The sequence below is a fragment of the Pseudoalteromonas piscicida genome, from assembly GCF_000238315.3.
Taxonomy (GTDB): domain Bacteria; phylum Pseudomonadota; class Gammaproteobacteria; order Enterobacterales; family Alteromonadaceae; genus Pseudoalteromonas; species Pseudoalteromonas piscicida.
On sequence record NZ_CP011924.1, the window covers coordinates 2,330,092 to 2,344,753 of the forward strand.

The following is a 14,662-nucleotide window of genomic DNA, read 5'->3' on the forward strand; positions in this document are numbered from 1 at the left end:
TAATAAATTTCATGCTTAAAGATTACACAACAATCGAAGTTTGTAAAATCAAACAAGCTTTGACTAAAAGGCCCCCTCTTTATAGCAATCCGTATTAGCTTTCAGGGCAAAGCCAGTCAAAAACCGCTTCGAGATCGGTAAATGAATGATCAGCAAGACTTAAATCTTGCTTAGCTGAGTGCATGTTTGGTACAACAACCGTGGTTAACCCAGCTTCTTTGGCTGAAGTTAACCCTGTGTAGGTATCTTCTATTGCCACGGCTTCGTGTGGTGCAATGTTTAGCGCAGCAAGCGCCTTGCGATAAGGTTCTGGATGAGGCTTCGGCTGTTCGACATCGTCTTTACACACAATGACAGAGAATAACTCTAATAGCCGATAGTGTCGTAAAACAGGGAGCGCTTCTGCTTTGCTACTTCCTGTCACGAGTGCGATTGGACAACGCGTTGAGGTTAATTCAACCACTTGCTTTGCAAAATGCATCAATCTAGGGAGTACTTCCGCAGCAGTTGCCACAAAGACGACATTTTTTTCATCACATAAATCGCCGGCAGAAGGCGCAAGTTGGTGTCTTTCTTTAAGAATATGCGCGGCTTTAAGCGTTGGTACACCCGAAAACTCATCACAAAAATCATGCTCCGTATAAGTAACCTGATACGGGGCTAACACCTTCATCCAACTTTGGTAATGGAGTGCTTCTGAATCAACTAATGTACCGTCAAAATCAAATAAAACTGCCTGAAAACGCATTTACACTCCTTAATTTGGTTGTATTAATTAACCGTTGATCCCTGCTGGTGGCTCAGCAGTGGCTTCTTCACCGCTATCAACTTCAACTAATGTATAGCCTCGTGGCTGTCTTATTACTTTTAGAATTGGTTTATCGAAAGCTGACTTCAGTCTATCTGCATCCGCTTGCAACTCTTCCATCGAACGACCAAAAGGTGCAGCACCCGTTTCAGACCAATTCGTTACCTTCCCATTTAAGTTATATTCCACTTCATGGATTTGATATAAAGCCGCTTCGTCTTTTGTTGCTTCACAATATATCACTCGATAATTCCAAAAACCTGACATATCCACTCCTAACATAAAAATTTCATTAAAAAGCCCGCTTAATGCGGGCTTTAGTTACTCTATTATAATCACTGTAGCGTGAATTAGAAGAATTTCACTTTGAATTCAGCACCAATGAAGCGCGCTTCATTTAGCATACCGGTGTTGTTATTGAAATCTACACCACCGATAACCACTTGCTCGTCAAATAGGTTACGAACAAAGGCTGACACTTCATATTCGTTATCGCCTTCAGACCACATATAACCAGTACGAAGACCTGTTTCAAACAACGCTTCACCTTCAAATTCTACTGATTTGTATAGGAAGAAGTCTACTTCACTACGGTAAGACATATCACCATATACGAAGAACTCGCCGCCTTCTAACTCTTTGGTGTAGCGAAGTGTTGCGTTTGCGATCCACTCAGGTGCGTGAGGTAAGCTGTTACCGTCCAAAATTGCTCGAGCTTCTGGACCGTTAGCACCCTCAACCATATAGGTTGGATCCGTCACGGTACACTGCGCACAAACCGCTACTGCTAAGTTTTTATCTTCAAGCTCAGTTTTGTTGTAACTTAGGTTAAAGGTTGCATTTAGCTCATCCGTTAACACCCATTCGGTATCAAGTTCGAAACCATAACCGGTTGTTTTATCAGCATTCACTAAGCGGTTGAAGTTTGAGCCGCCACCTACAGCCGTTAGCTGTTGGTCGTCCATCTGATAGTAGAATACCGTCGCGTTTACGCGACCTTGGCCATCAAGTACGTCTGACTTAATACCAGCTTCAATCGAGTTAGTAGTTTCTGACTTAGCAACAGTCACTTCATCACCGAACAAAATACGGCCTTGAACACTTGGAGCACGGAAGCCGTTAGCTACGCGACCAAACAAGTTTACGTCATCAGTTAGCTTGTAAGTGGCACTTAAATCCCAACTTACGTGGCTATCGCTTGGGTTAGCAGTACCATCAAGTACGTCTGGAGAGCCGTTCCAAGGTGTTGGATTTTTAGTACGCTTGGCGTAAAACTCTTTCTCATCGTCAGAATAACGCAGACCAGCAGTTACTTTTAAATCATCAGATACGGTGTAATCAAAAGAACCGAATACCGCCCATGCTGATGTATCTTGATCTTGGTAAGCATAACCATTTTGTGCACCGTACTGACCAAGGCCAGCATCAAATGCAAATGTATCGAAGCTGTAGCTTTCAATCATAAGATCTTCTTCAAATAAGAAGATACCTACCTGATAGTTGTAATCGCCTGAGAAGTTGCTAGATAAACGAAGCTCTTGCGTGTACTGATTATGTTCAGGAATAACATCTGCTGTTTCAGAAGCAAATGGAATGATACCTGGGCCTTGGAAACCAAGGAAGTCAGCACCGTAACCACCGTCAACGTCTGCACGAGAATAGATTTCAGCACTTTCCCAAGCAGTAATTGACGTTACAGTATGCTCAGGTAAATCCCACTCAAGTTTTAGACTCAAACCTTGAGTTTCAACCTGTTGCGTCGAACGAGAGGCCGCATCGTGGTATACCACATCGTTGTCATACAATGGGTTAATGTTATTTGTGCCAGCTTCAATTAAATTTGCGCGAAATGCAATTGGGCGACCATCTAAATCACGATAGTGGTAGTTAAGTAGGCCGTTAAAATCATCGCCTTCATATAGGAATTGAACACGAACGGCTTGCTCGCTGTAACCACCTAGAGAATCTTCTTTCTCGAAGCCTGGCGCTTTTACATCGATATAGTCTTCTTGTTCCTGCCACAATGCAGAAATACGCGTTGATACACGGTCAGTTACTGAGCCGCCTACTGCGCCTTCAAAGTCTACCGCGCCGCGGCTACCATAAGAAACAGCAGCATAGCCATCAAACTCTTGGCTTGGTCTAACCGTGTCAAATTTAACAAGACCTGCTGGCGTGTTACGACCGAATAGCGTGCCCTGAGGACCACGTAATACTTCAATACGTGCAATATCGAATACAGGGAAGCCTTTTAGAATAGGGTTTTCTTGAACCACTTCATCAACAACCAAAGATACAGGTTGAGAAGCATTTAGATCGAAGTCTGTATTACCTAATCCACGTACGTAAAAACGTGGGAAGGTACGACCAAACGAAGATTCTACCGATAAACTTGGGATCTTCGCATTCATAAAGCGAATGTCCATACCCGCTGAGCTGTAAGCATTCAAGTTATCACCTTGAAGCGCTGAAACAGACACAGGTACTTCCTGCGCGTTTTCAACACGTTTACGTGCGGTGATTTGAATAACTTCTAGTTGATTTTTTTTGGCTTGCTCTTCTTCAGCAAGTGCAGAAAATGAAGTACCTGCCACAGCAGAGAACAACGTAGCATTAATAAGGGTAGCTAACGTAGATCTTTTCATTGCTTTCATGTTGGTTTTCGACCTTTTAGTGCACTCTTTGTTCAACGGTTTAAAATTTGGGCGCCGTTTCACTTGGCGTGAACGTTCAATTTTTCGCGATTTGAATATAATAACGCGGACCTTACAGTCGAGAGTGCGATACAACTTTGTAAGGCTGAACGAGACGGCGGTAATTATAGCAGGTAATTTCTACTTTGCTTTATAAACCGAACTAAAAAATCAAATTTTTTGCAACTTTCAGCGACGTTAGCTGACAGTTTACAACATTTAGCAACAAAAAACACAAAAAAGCGGACAATTGTCCTTTAAACTTAATGGTATATAAGTTCCAAAAAACCATCTTTACCGATAACAGAACCATAACACAGTGGTCGAAACTGTGCCGGTTACCTAAACAATACAAATTTGCGCCCAAACAAACGTATTGGCCATATCGGAAACCATGATTGCAATGCCAATGATATGACACCGGTGTAATGATAAAGTTCAAACAAAATTAAAAAGAGGACATTAGACCGATTAAAGGGAAGTTTTAGCCTTTCTATGCCACTTATAAATAAAAGGCTTAAGGTAACTGCATCGATGTGAATTCAGCACGGCCAGTCTGTTCATTGTATTCAATTATAGCTACCGCGGCAGTTGAGAAGATAGGCATTGTATCCGGACACAAACGGTCTACCAAATAACTAACTATTGGCATATGTGCGACTAAAATCCAGGTTTGGTGTGCTGGATACATAGAGATAAGTGTTTCTAAATAATCGATAGCTGTGTGTGCTGATCCACTCGGTACTATGTCTGAACAGGTTTCAACAAATTTAGGCGTTTGAAGTGCAAGCACTTGCTCCGCGGTTTGTTGTGCTCTGACGAAGGGACTCACAAGTGCAGCGTCTATCTCAAAATATTGTTTCAACCATTCACCTACATCCTTGGCTTGTTGTAATCCTTGTTCGGTTAAATTTCTGCTTGCATCGTCGGCTTGCATGGGTTCAGCTTCACCATGACGCATAATCAAGATAGTCTTCATACTGTTCAGCACCTTCTGTTTATATCACCCTACATATATGCGGACTTATGCATGATGAGATCCACGTTTAACCTATTGTCGTTAATGGCCTTTCCCTTCTGCGCCACTCACACCCGGGATCTTATGCTTGCTGACTACTCATATATGCAGCTTGGCATTATTTTCTTCTAAACCGGTAGCTATCTCACTGGTTTGTTCGCTATATTAAAACAAATGAAGGATTAACATGAAATGAAATTCTAATTACCTTCAGTTATCTTTTAACTAATTTATCGGCAGCAGCATATTGAAACTGAGTAATAATGATAGTCGGCAGTACCAATTACTAACACTGGACAATGGTCTTAGAGTCTTGTTGATCAATGACGATTCAACTGCTAAGTGCGCCGTATCATTAACAGTTAATGTCGGCCACTTTGACGACCCCGAAACGCGTCAAGGGATGGCGCACTTTTTGGAGCATATGCTATTCCTTGGTACTGCAGAGCACCCTGATTCAGGTGGCTTTTCGCAATTTATTAGTCAGTATGGTGGCCAGAGCAACGCGTGGACCGGTACCGAGCACTCGAGCTATTATTTTGACTGCGACGCCGAACAACTAGACGAAGCGTTAGAACGCTTTAGCCAATTTTTTGTGTCTCCACTGCTGAGCGAGAGCGATACTGAAAAAGAGCGTGAAGCCATCGATGCCGAGTTTAAGATGAAAATCAAAGATGATGGCCGTCGCATCTATCAAGTTCATAAAGAAACCATCAATCCTCAGCATCCTTTTGCCAAGTTTTCTGTTGGTACCCGAGACACTCTCGCAGATCGTAATGGTAATATTACCAGTGAATTACGGGCATTTTTCAATCAATACTATCAGGCCCAATGGATGACTTTGGTGATAGCTGCACCACAACCGCTGGCTACACTTGCGACCTTTTGCTCACCTTTTACAAAAATTGTTGGCAGCAAAGCGCAAAAACCAGCGATCCAAGCGCCTATGTACCGAGAGCAAGACCTGCAGCTAGAACTGCAAATAAAGCCTAGAAAACATATGCAAAAACTTATTGTCAGTTTTGCTATGCCCAACCCTACCGATTTATACCGCCATAAAAGCGTGAGCTTTTTAGCCCATTTGTTAGGGTATGAAGGTAAAGGCTCACTGTATTCTATCCTCAAGTCACAAGGTTGGATTAATGCACTATCGGCTGGTGGTGGGATCACGGGTAGTAATTTCAGAGATTTTAATATCAGCTTTGCACTTACCGATGAAGGGATTGAATACTATGAAGACATAGTGGAAATGCTGTTCGAGTACATAGCATTAATTAAGCAAAATACCGCTGCACTACCACGCCTTTATCAAGATAAAAGCACTTTACTAGATATCGCGTTCGATAACCAAGAAGTCGGCCGTATGTTAGACTGGGTAAATTCAATCAGCGTTAATATGCACCACTATGAAGAAGAAGATTTTCTCTATGGTGATTATCGCATGGATGGCTTTTCTCAAGAGCAGCACGAAAAACTACTGATGCATTTGTGCCCTACTAATATGCGCCTTGTGCTTATCCACCCTCATGTGGAGGTAAATAAAAAAGCTAAATGGTACAACACGCCATACAGTGTCTCGCCAATAGCCAAAGATTGGATTGAGTCGCTCTATAATGTGCATATGCCTTTGCCACAAATGTCGCTACCACTAATTAATCCATACCTCAGCGCGAAAAACCCACTTCATGATGTAGAGAGTGAACAGGATACGCCTATTCGTCTAGCTGATCAGCCTGGATTTGAATTTTGGTTTAAGCAGGATTTGACTTTTAGAGTCACCAAAGGACATTTTTATCTCGAAATAGATTCCGCCCCGTCCGTCACTTGTCACAAGCATATGGCACTCTCTCGCCTGTTTGCCGATCTCTTTATGGATGCGGTCGCTGAGCGTTTTTATAGCGCAGAATTAGCCGGCCTTAGTTATCATATTAATTCCCATCAAGGTGGCTTAACACTTCACACCGCAGGGCTTACTGGTAATCAAATCACCTTGGTTTTAGAGCTAGTCGAGGCGCTACTGAATCAACCAATCCATGCAGCTCGCTTTGCGGAATATAAAAAGTAACTTATCCGCCATTGGAAGAATCACAATAAGAATAAGCCTGTTAGCGAACTGTTTAGCCGACTTGGTGCCCATTTGATGCCCTGGAACCCAAGTCCTGAAGACTTAGCCTGCGCACTTAAAAGTGCCAGTTTTAACGAATTTCAACTATTTCGAAAGCAGTTTTTTTCAGCCATTCATGTCAAAGCTTTCATGCATGGCAACTGGCAACTAAAACATGCTGAAAAATTAAAAACATCAGTGCACGGGCTATTTTCAAGTAGCGAAATTTTAGAAGATTTGAAACGTCCCTTAAACGAGTTGATGAAATTAACGGAACAACATATCGAACGCGAAGGCAGTGATTATGCCTTCATTGAATATTTTCAATCACGTACCGATTCCGTTAAAGAAAAAGTCACCATGATGGCGATTAATAATCTCGTTAATCAAGATTATTTTGAGCAATTAAGAACGAAGGAACAACTTGGTTATTTAGTTGGCGCTGGGTATGCACCATTCAATACACGTGCAGGTATCGCTTTTTATATTCAATCTCCCAACTTTGATAGTGGACACCTACTTGCACGACACAACCAATTTCTTAAGCACTTTGCCAAACAATTGCATCAGCTCGATGAAGTGAGTTGGCAACGTTCGAAAGAAAGCTTGTTGCTACATATATCGGAGCAAGACAAAAATCTAAGGCTAAGGGCGCAGCGTTTGTGGATTTCAATTACCAATGACTTCCACCAGTTTGATATGCAGCAAAGATTAATCCAAGCTTTGGCCGACTTGGAATTAGAAGACATCCTTACTTATATAGATAAAATGTTAGAGCCAAATGCTCCGCGACTGATTTTAAAGTGTAATTAGCGTTTTAGTGTAAGCAAGGAGTGCTTATCAAACTTTTGAATGACTAATAAGACTTTTCTCACCTAGTCCATTCATTTGAAACCTAATCAAAGTTCAAAAAATACGCAATCACACTCTTTAGCATAATGAATTTCATCTGAAACTTTGTTTCGCTGTTGTGAAAAACCGCAATTAACCTGAATTTCCCCTTAATCAACGTTTTCCTTTTGACTACTACAATGGCTTGATTTAGATTAGAGATTGCAGTTATGAATTACGCATTATATGAGCCTAAAAATAAAAACAATAACAATCAATGCACTACTTTTATCACTGACTCCGCATGTAATTTACGCCAGTGACGCAAGTGTATTAACAGGTGCACAGTTAGCTTGGCTCGTACCATGCGTGATTGCTCTGCTCAGCATTCCTTACTTAGTTTGGTCAAATCACCAACTCAAAAAATCCACTCTTCAACTTAAGCACTCAGAACAACGATTTAAAAGTACCATTGAAGGCAGTGGCGATACGCTGTGGGACTGGAATATTCAGTCAGGTGAAATTGTTCGGATCAACGACAAATACGGCATGAACTCTGCGAAGCCTGGCAGCGTCATCCCCAACCAGCATAGGATCCATCCACAAGACCTATTAATCGTAGAAAAGCTGATGAAACAGCACTTCGCAGAAAAGACACCATTCTTCGAAGCAAGCTATCGTATTAAAGATGAACTAGGCCAGTATCACTGGGTGTTAGACCGAGGCAAAATTATCGAGAAAGATGCCAATCTTAACCCGCTAAGAATGACAGGTACGGTTCGCGATATCAGCCACTTTAAAAGCACCGAGGAAAGGCTAAACCTGTTTGCAAAATGCGTAGAGTCGCTGACTGACGCAATCGCAATTTACGACAAGCACTATAATCAAGTCGACCTAAATCCAAGCTACCTTAAATTATTTGGTGGTCAACGGGAACACTATCTGAATAAACATTTTAGCTTACCAGGCTATGACAATAAGTTTGTTGCTCAAGTAAAGGCTCAGCTTAAACAAACAGAGCATTGGCAAGAAGAGCTCAAACTGCGTAATGCGGCAGATGTACTCTTACCTATCGAAATTACGATTGATGAAATTAAAAATAACCACGGTCAGATCAGTAACTATGTGGTTGTGTACTCTGATTTAACCGAGCGTAAAAAAGCAGAGTCTCAACTCCACAATTTATCTAATCGCGATCGTACGACAGGTCTTCCCAATCGCAACTTGTTCTTTACCAATTTACAAAAGTTGTCATTACAAGGGACGCACCATGCCCTACTTGTCTTTGACTTAGATAACTTTAAAAAGATCAACGATTCGCTAGGTCACCAGTTAGGTGATACGCTACTTGCGAAACTGGCAATGCGGCTAAATAAACTTGCTCGCCAACAAGATACCTTCTACCGACTAGGTGGTGACGAATTTGCGCTGGTGATTTCAGGCACCAATGATATTCACACGATTACACGTACAGCAAAACAATTTCTAGCAGCGATTGCGACACCTTTTAAAATTGCTAATCACGAGTTAGTGATCACCTCTTCTGTTGGAATTGTACTGTGCCCTGAAGATGGTAAGTCTCCTGAAAGTCTGCTGAAAAATGCAGATACCGCTATGTATCATGCCAAACAAAAGGGTAACCATTATTTATTCTTTAATGATTCCATGAACGAGCAAGCGGTTAAGCGTCTGCAAATTGAAAACCTGATGCGCTATGGCCTCAAAGAGGATCACTTCGTTGTCTACTATCAGCCAAAAATGAATATTAAAACTGGCGAGCTGGTTGGCATGGAAGCGCTTGTCCGTTTCATTACCCCAAAAAAGGGGGTGATAAGTCCTGGTGTATTCATCCCTATCGCAGAAGAAACCGGACAGATCATCGAAATTGGTGAAGTCGTTTTAGACAAAGCATGCCGTGATGTAAAGCGCTGGATTGATAAAGGACTGTTCAATGGTAGAGTTGCGGTTAATTTATCAGCAAAACAGTTTAGTTTACCGGATCTCACCACTCGTATCGACATTATCTTGCAAAAAAATCAACTTCCTTCTTATTTTCTTGAGTTAGAAATCACAGAAGGAACGGTGATGGACGATCCAAAAGAAGCAATTTCGATAATGCGCTCACTTAGTGCTAGAGGGATACACTTAGCCATGGATGACTTTGGTACTGGTTATTCGTCACTGGCTTATCTCAAGCAATTTCCGCTAAATACACTCAAGGTCGATAAGGCATTTATCGATGATATGGGTAACGAGCGCGGTAGAAACATGGTTGACTCTATTGTCACGATCGCGCATAACTTGGATCTTCACGTTGTTGCGGAAGGGGTTGAAAATGAAGAACAACTCAATATTTTAGAACAGCTAAATTGCCAAACAGTTCAGGGCTATTACTATTCAAAGCCGCTTTCAAGCAGTGAATTTGAACAATTTTTAAAGCAACATATCCCAAGTGAAAAGCCAAACCTACAACTCGTGCAATAGCCTAGCTTAATTTGACCTAACCACTTTACGCTTTCCAACTAACTAAATTTGCGCAGCGACGCATCCACGCTCTGCGATAGTGCACTCGAAACAGAATTAACGCCGCGGGACCTGTTACTACAGCCAAACTTAACCAGCGTTTTCTTGGCATTCCAGTCCATAGAGTTTGAAGATACATTACCATCGCACATAAAGCTGAAATTATTCCAAAAGCCACTGATACTCCTCGGTTTTTTAATTCAATAAGAAAACTAAAACATTCTTTATTAGGAAAGAAACATCACATTTCGATACTATTTACTAATGCGGCCGATGAGTCTACACAACGTTTAATATTTAATCAATGAAGAAATTATTGTTGCATATTTTTGTATTATTTAATTTAATAGCGGACTGTTTAGAGGTATAGCATTGCACAAGGGATGTTATGCCGTAACTTTTCCTAATTTGGGAAACAGAGAGAAGTGGGAAATTTTTTACGGTCAACTGGCAATGATTTCCTAGCTTAGTCCACTTAGGTTATGAGTGTATTTTTAGCATAATTTGTGAAGCCAACTTAGTCCTTAACTGGAAATTAAAAGTTAGCTTTTCTAATATTGTAGACGACTGAAATTTTAGTGCTTTTACACACTGTACTTATTTTAATCGTCAACTGTGAGTTAAACCGATATAAAACGGTCAGTTATTCAATAATTGTCTGCGTTATAACGCCATAGTATAGACTTTCTGATAGTTTTTACTGATAGACGATTACAGTATTATCACAAGAGCTGCTAAACTTACTCTCATGTAGTATTAACTGTTACTTCAAGGACACGGGCTATGGATCAGAAAAGCGTACATGAATATTTGCAGGCCAAGCCTGCAACCTTTATCACTAAGCCTTTTGCGCAAGACGTAGATGTGTACAAAGTTCAGCATAAAATGTTTGCAACTCTAACTGAGGGGAAAGAGGGGCAAGTAGATGAAAATGGTGAACCTGTTTGGTGGTTAAATGTAAAATGCGACCCTGACGAAGCATTATTGCTTAGAGACAAGTATTCGTCTGTTGTGCCTGGTTATCACATGAATAAGCGTCTTTGGAACACAGTCATCTTAGATGGCACTATTCCAGAAGACGAAATAAAGAAAATGATCGATGATTCTTATCAAATCGTCGTAGATAACCTACCGACCGCACAACGTGAAGAACTTGCTAGCAAAGTCACGCAACGTTAATTAAAACGGCATTTAGGTAGACCTAAATGCCGTTTTACCTTTCTATATCCTCGTATTAATCTCTATCTTTAATGTCGATCAACTTGTCTTCAAATCACTCTGGTAGTATACAAAAAGAATAACCTAGCAATAATAGAGTGACGACATGACGAAAAGGATAGCAGTACTGACAAGTGGCGGCGATGCGCCGGGTATGAACTCAGCGATTAGGGCTATCACGTTAAGTGCCTTGAGATCTGGATTTCAGTGCTTTGGCTTTTTTCATGGTTACAATGGTCTAATTAATCAAGAGTACACCGAGCTAAGTGCGATTTCCGTCACCGATATCACCCAACTTGGTGGCACAATTCTAAAAAGCGCCCGCTGCCCTGCGATGCTAGAACCTTCAGGCGTACTTCAAGCCGCAAACGCCCTGAGAAAGCTTCATATCGACGTACTTATTGTGATTGGTGGTGATGGTTCGTTTAGAGGAATGCAGGCGCTGGCAGCTCACTGGCAAGGTCAGCTAATTGGTATTCCCGGTACTATAGATAACGACCTTTCAGGGTGTGACAACACCATTGGTTTCTCCACAGCCATCAATACTGCCACCTCCGCAATAGATAAAATCCGCGATACCGCAAATGCCTTTGAGCGAGTTTTTATCACCGAGGTGATGGGTCGTCATAACGGGCATATTGCTTACCATGTGGGCATTGCGACAGGTGCTGAGGCTATCATTTCATTTGAAAACTGCACGGTAGAGAATACCTCTCAGGTCTTAGCTCATCTCAAAAATGCCATAGAGCAGCAACATCAACACGGTAGCTTTTTGATTATACTGGCCGAAAATTTATGGCCAGGCGGCGCTCAAGCGCTTAAAACAGAGTTAAATAGCAATGCCGATATCAATTGTGCACTTTGCGTGTTAGGCCATATTCAACGAGGTGGGGCACCATCTGTTGAAGATAGAATGCTCGCCACGGAATTAGGAGTAGCGGCAGTGGAAGTGATTAATGGTAGCATCAAACCAAACACTGATATTACGACGCCCATTATGGTAGGAAAAATACATGGTGTAATTGTAATTACTAAAGTCGAGAAGGTGCTGAATATGGATAAACCAGTATCACAGGAGTGGGTACAACGATATCAGCACTACCTCGCCGAGCAATAAACGTAGTGAGAGTGAAGCGCATATTAATTATTCACTCTCACTACGTCTTGCGTAAGCGCTAGCCAAACACGCTAAAAGCAGATTCGTTAAGCCACAGGTGACATAAAATACTCGCGATATAACCAAGCAAAATCACGGGTGCCCATTTTAAGTGCCCCATAAAAGTATAATAGCCTCTAGCTTGTCCCATGAGCGCAACACCTGCCGCAGAGCCAATAGAAAGTAAACTCCCCCCTACCCCAGCCGTGAGCGTGATCAACAACCAATGACCGTGTGACATTTCAGGTTGCATTGACAGCACAGCAAACATCACAGGAATGTTATCGATGACCGCGGAAATAATCCCTAAGAATACGTTGGCATAGGTTGCAGACCACTCACCATATAATATCTCTGACATTAAACTTAAATAACCGAGAAACCCAAGACCTCCTACACACATAACGATACCGTAGAAGAATAATAAGGTATCCCACTCAGCGCGTGAAACTTTGCTAAAGACATCGAATGGCACAACACTTCCTAACTTCTCGAGACGCTCTTGATCCCCTTCTCTTTCCGCCATCGCTCGCTTTCTTGCTAATGACCCCGGTAATGTCATTCTTAGGAAGTAACCAAAAAACTGTAGGTAACCGAGGCCCATCATCATGCCAAGGACCGGTGGTAAATGCAGCAAACTATGTGAGAGCACAGCGGTTGCGACAGTCAGAAGGAATAAAGTTAAAATTCTTAAAGCGCCGCGTTTAAGCTCTACTCTTTCGTAAACTGCACTCGGCTTTCTATCCGCCACAAAATAACTCATTACGAGTGCTGGTACGATGTAATTGACCAGCGAAGGAACAAATAGCGCTAAGAACTCACTGAAATGTACCATACCGGCTTGCCATACCATCAAAGTGGTAATGTCACCGAAGGGACTGAATGCACCGCCAGCATTGGCTGCTATCACGATATTGATACAGCTCAGATTGATAAACTCTTTGTCACCATCAGCCACCTTCATCACCACGGCACACATGAGTAAGGCTGTTGTTAGATTGTCTGCAATTGGAGAGATAAAAAAGGATAAGAATCCAGTGATCCAAAATAGATTCTTATAGCTAAAGCCTTTTTGGATCATCCACGCTCGTAGTGAATCAAAAAGGCGGCGCTCCTCTAGCGCGTTGATATAAGTCATCGCAACGAGCAAGAACAACATCAACTCCGCAAATTCTAACAAATTATGCCGAAATGCGTGCTCGGTAACATCGGGTTGTCCCTGATTAACGTAATACGCCCCAATCATGAGCCAAATGATGCCTGCCGCCACAAGCACTGGTTTTGATTTTCGCATATGAAGTTTTTCTTCGAGCATTACAAGTGCGTATGCTAAAACGAAGACAACAATACAAACCAAGCCGAGTGTCGAGCTGGTAAGATCTAAGGTGCCTTGAGCCGCCAAGGCTGGTGATGGGATCACGGATATGACCCATGCGCAACAGAATAGCAGTAGTCCATTGATTTTCATTTTTTTGCCTATCGATGAGTGCAGAGGGATGGCATTTCAGCCAAACTCACTTTAGCATAGATAAAAAGTAATCAGCATTGGACTGAAGTCTAAGGCATCCTGTTTACACTAGTACAAACAGGCCATAATCAGCAGTAGGTATTTATGCTTCAACTTTCGCAGCAACAACAAACAGAATTACAGCAAAAATTGAGCAACGATGGGTTTGCACGGATTGAAAATATTCTAGACGATACAAACGCTCAACAACTACATGAGTGCCTCTGTAACCTCGACTACCAGCTCGCACTGTTTCATAACGGAGCAGCCAAGTCAGTCAAAGACAGTGATATTCTTGCCTTAACACCGCAAGAGCAGCAAGCCTTGCTTGAAGATATACATAGCTATGCATCACGTGGTGTTGGTTTTATGTATGGCCGCCACTCCATAGACTCCACAAGCCCTGACGCTCTGCAAAGGCTATACAATAACCTCAATAGTAGCGATGTACAGTCCTGTTTTTCTGCTATCTCTGGACAGAACATTATCCGTACCTCTGCCCAAGCAACACGATTTATTGGTGGTCAGTATTTAACTCGACATAATGACATTGTTGAAGCTGAGGGCCGGGTTTATGCTTATGTACTCAGCCTAAGCAAAAGTTGGCACCCTGACTGGGGCGGGCTACTGCAATTTTTTGAACGCGATGGCACACCCACTAAAAGTTATGCACCTAAGTTCAATTCACTGGTGGTTTTTGATGTAAGTAAAATTCATTCTGTGACTTACGTCGCGCCATTTGCAAAAGCGCCGCGACTTTCTGTAACGGGGTGGTTTAGAACAATAGACATATAAGCTCAACCC

General features: G+C 42.1%; 10 protein-coding genes and 1 pseudogene. 5 read left to right on the forward strand and 6 right to left on the reverse strand.

The features are described from left to right. Window positions 1–94: 94 nt before the first annotated feature. The 4 genes from PPIS_RS10795 to sixA form a co-directional block, all read right to left on the reverse strand. Complete coding sequence (locus PPIS_RS10795; protein WP_010374750.1) at window positions 95–748, reverse strand: HAD family hydrolase; 654 nt, start codon at window positions 746–748, stop codon at window positions 95–97. Between the two features lie 27 nt (window positions 749–775). Beyond that, the gene (locus PPIS_RS10800; RefSeq protein WP_010374748.1) at window positions 776–1,075 is read right to left on the reverse strand and encodes a hypothetical protein; all 300 of its coding nucleotides are present in this window, start codon (window positions 1,073–1,075) and stop codon (window positions 776–778) included. 83 nt (window positions 1,076–1,158) lie between these two features. Beyond that, complete coding sequence (locus PPIS_RS10805; RefSeq protein WP_010374746.1) at window positions 1,159–3,462, reverse strand: TonB-dependent receptor; 2,304 nt, start codon at window positions 3,460–3,462, stop codon at window positions 1,159–1,161. A 556-nt stretch (window positions 3,463–4,018) separates the two neighbouring features. Beyond that, window positions 4,019–4,480: a phosphohistidine phosphatase SixA gene (gene sixA, locus PPIS_RS10810; RefSeq protein WP_010374744.1), complete on the reverse strand. Its 462-nt coding sequence runs from the start codon at window positions 4,478–4,480 to the stop codon at window positions 4,019–4,021. 286 nt (window positions 4,481–4,766) lie between these two features. Here sixA and PPIS_RS10815 point away from each other — a divergent pair. Together PPIS_RS10815 and PPIS_RS10820 are read left to right on the forward strand one after the other, a co-directional pair. Further along, a pseudogene (locus PPIS_RS10815) lies at window positions 4,767–7,436 on the forward strand (insulinase family protein). Between the two features lie 264 nt (window positions 7,437–7,700). Further along, window positions 7,701–9,938, forward strand: coding sequence for a putative bifunctional diguanylate cyclase/phosphodiesterase (locus PPIS_RS10820; RefSeq protein ID WP_010374743.1), 2,238 nt, complete (start codon window positions 7,701–7,703; stop codon window positions 9,936–9,938). A 25-nt stretch (window positions 9,939–9,963) separates the two neighbouring features. On the opposite strand, the gene PPIS_RS10825 is transcribed toward PPIS_RS10820, so the two are convergent. Then, window positions 9,964–10,155, reverse strand: coding sequence for a hypothetical protein (locus PPIS_RS10825; RefSeq protein ID WP_081629149.1), 192 nt, complete (start codon window positions 10,153–10,155; stop codon window positions 9,964–9,966). Window positions 10,156–10,760: 605 nt separating this feature from the next. Here PPIS_RS10825 and PPIS_RS10830 point away from each other — a divergent pair. Then, complete coding sequence (locus tag PPIS_RS10830) at window positions 10,761–11,156, forward strand: MmcQ/YjbR family DNA-binding protein (protein WP_010374742.1); 396 nt, start codon at window positions 10,761–10,763, stop codon at window positions 11,154–11,156. 145 nt (window positions 11,157–11,301) lie between these two features. Beyond that, window positions 11,302–12,312: an ATP-dependent 6-phosphofructokinase gene (locus PPIS_RS10835; RefSeq protein WP_010374740.1), complete on the forward strand. Its 1,011-nt coding sequence runs from the start codon at window positions 11,302–11,304 to the stop codon at window positions 12,310–12,312. Between the two features lie 58 nt (window positions 12,313–12,370). On the opposite strand, the gene nhaD is transcribed toward PPIS_RS10835, so the two are convergent. Next, entirely contained in the window at window positions 12,371–13,819 is a 1,449-nt protein-coding gene (gene nhaD, locus PPIS_RS10840; protein ID WP_017216469.1) for a sodium:proton antiporter NhaD, read from the reverse strand. Between the two features lie 144 nt (window positions 13,820–13,963). On the opposite strand from nhaD, the gene PPIS_RS10845 reads away from it, so the two are divergent. After that, window positions 13,964–14,653 carry a 2OG-Fe(II) oxygenase gene (locus PPIS_RS10845; RefSeq protein WP_010374737.1) on the forward strand — a complete coding sequence of 230 codons (690 nt, stop codon included), beginning with the start codon at window positions 13,964–13,966 and terminating at the stop codon, window positions 14,651–14,653. The last annotated feature ends 9 nt before the right edge of the window (window positions 14,654–14,662 follow it).

What these genes read in the sequence shown, in the direction of transcription:
- PPIS_RS10795 (WP_010374750.1), bottom strand. Translation starts at nt 748, where the DNA reads ATGCGTTTTCAGGCAGTTTTATTTGATTTTGACGGTACATTAGTTGAT.
- PPIS_RS10800 (WP_010374748.1), bottom strand. Translation starts at nt 1,075, where the DNA reads ATGTCAGGTTTTTGGAATTATCGAGTGATATATTGTGAAGCAACAAAA.
- PPIS_RS10805 (WP_010374746.1), bottom strand. Translation starts at nt 3,462, where the DNA reads ATGAAAGCAATGAAAAGATCTACGTTAGCTACCCTTATTAATGCTACG.
- sixA (WP_010374744.1), bottom strand. Translation starts at nt 4,480, where the DNA reads ATGAAGACTATCTTGATTATGCGTCATGGTGAAGCTGAACCCATGCAA.
- PPIS_RS10820 (WP_010374743.1), top strand. Translation starts at nt 7,701, where the DNA reads ATGAGCCTAAAAATAAAAACAATAACAATCAATGCACTACTTTTATCA.
- PPIS_RS10830 (WP_010374742.1), top strand. Translation starts at nt 10,761, where the DNA reads ATGGATCAGAAAAGCGTACATGAATATTTGCAGGCCAAGCCTGCAACC.
- PPIS_RS10835 (WP_010374740.1), top strand. Translation starts at nt 11,302, where the DNA reads ATGACGAAAAGGATAGCAGTACTGACAAGTGGCGGCGATGCGCCGGGT.
- nhaD (WP_017216469.1), bottom strand. Translation starts at nt 13,819, where the DNA reads ATGAAAATCAATGGACTACTGCTATTCTGTTGCGCATGGGTCATATCC.
- PPIS_RS10845 (WP_010374737.1), top strand. Translation starts at nt 13,964, where the DNA reads ATGCTTCAACTTTCGCAGCAACAACAAACAGAATTACAGCAAAAATTG.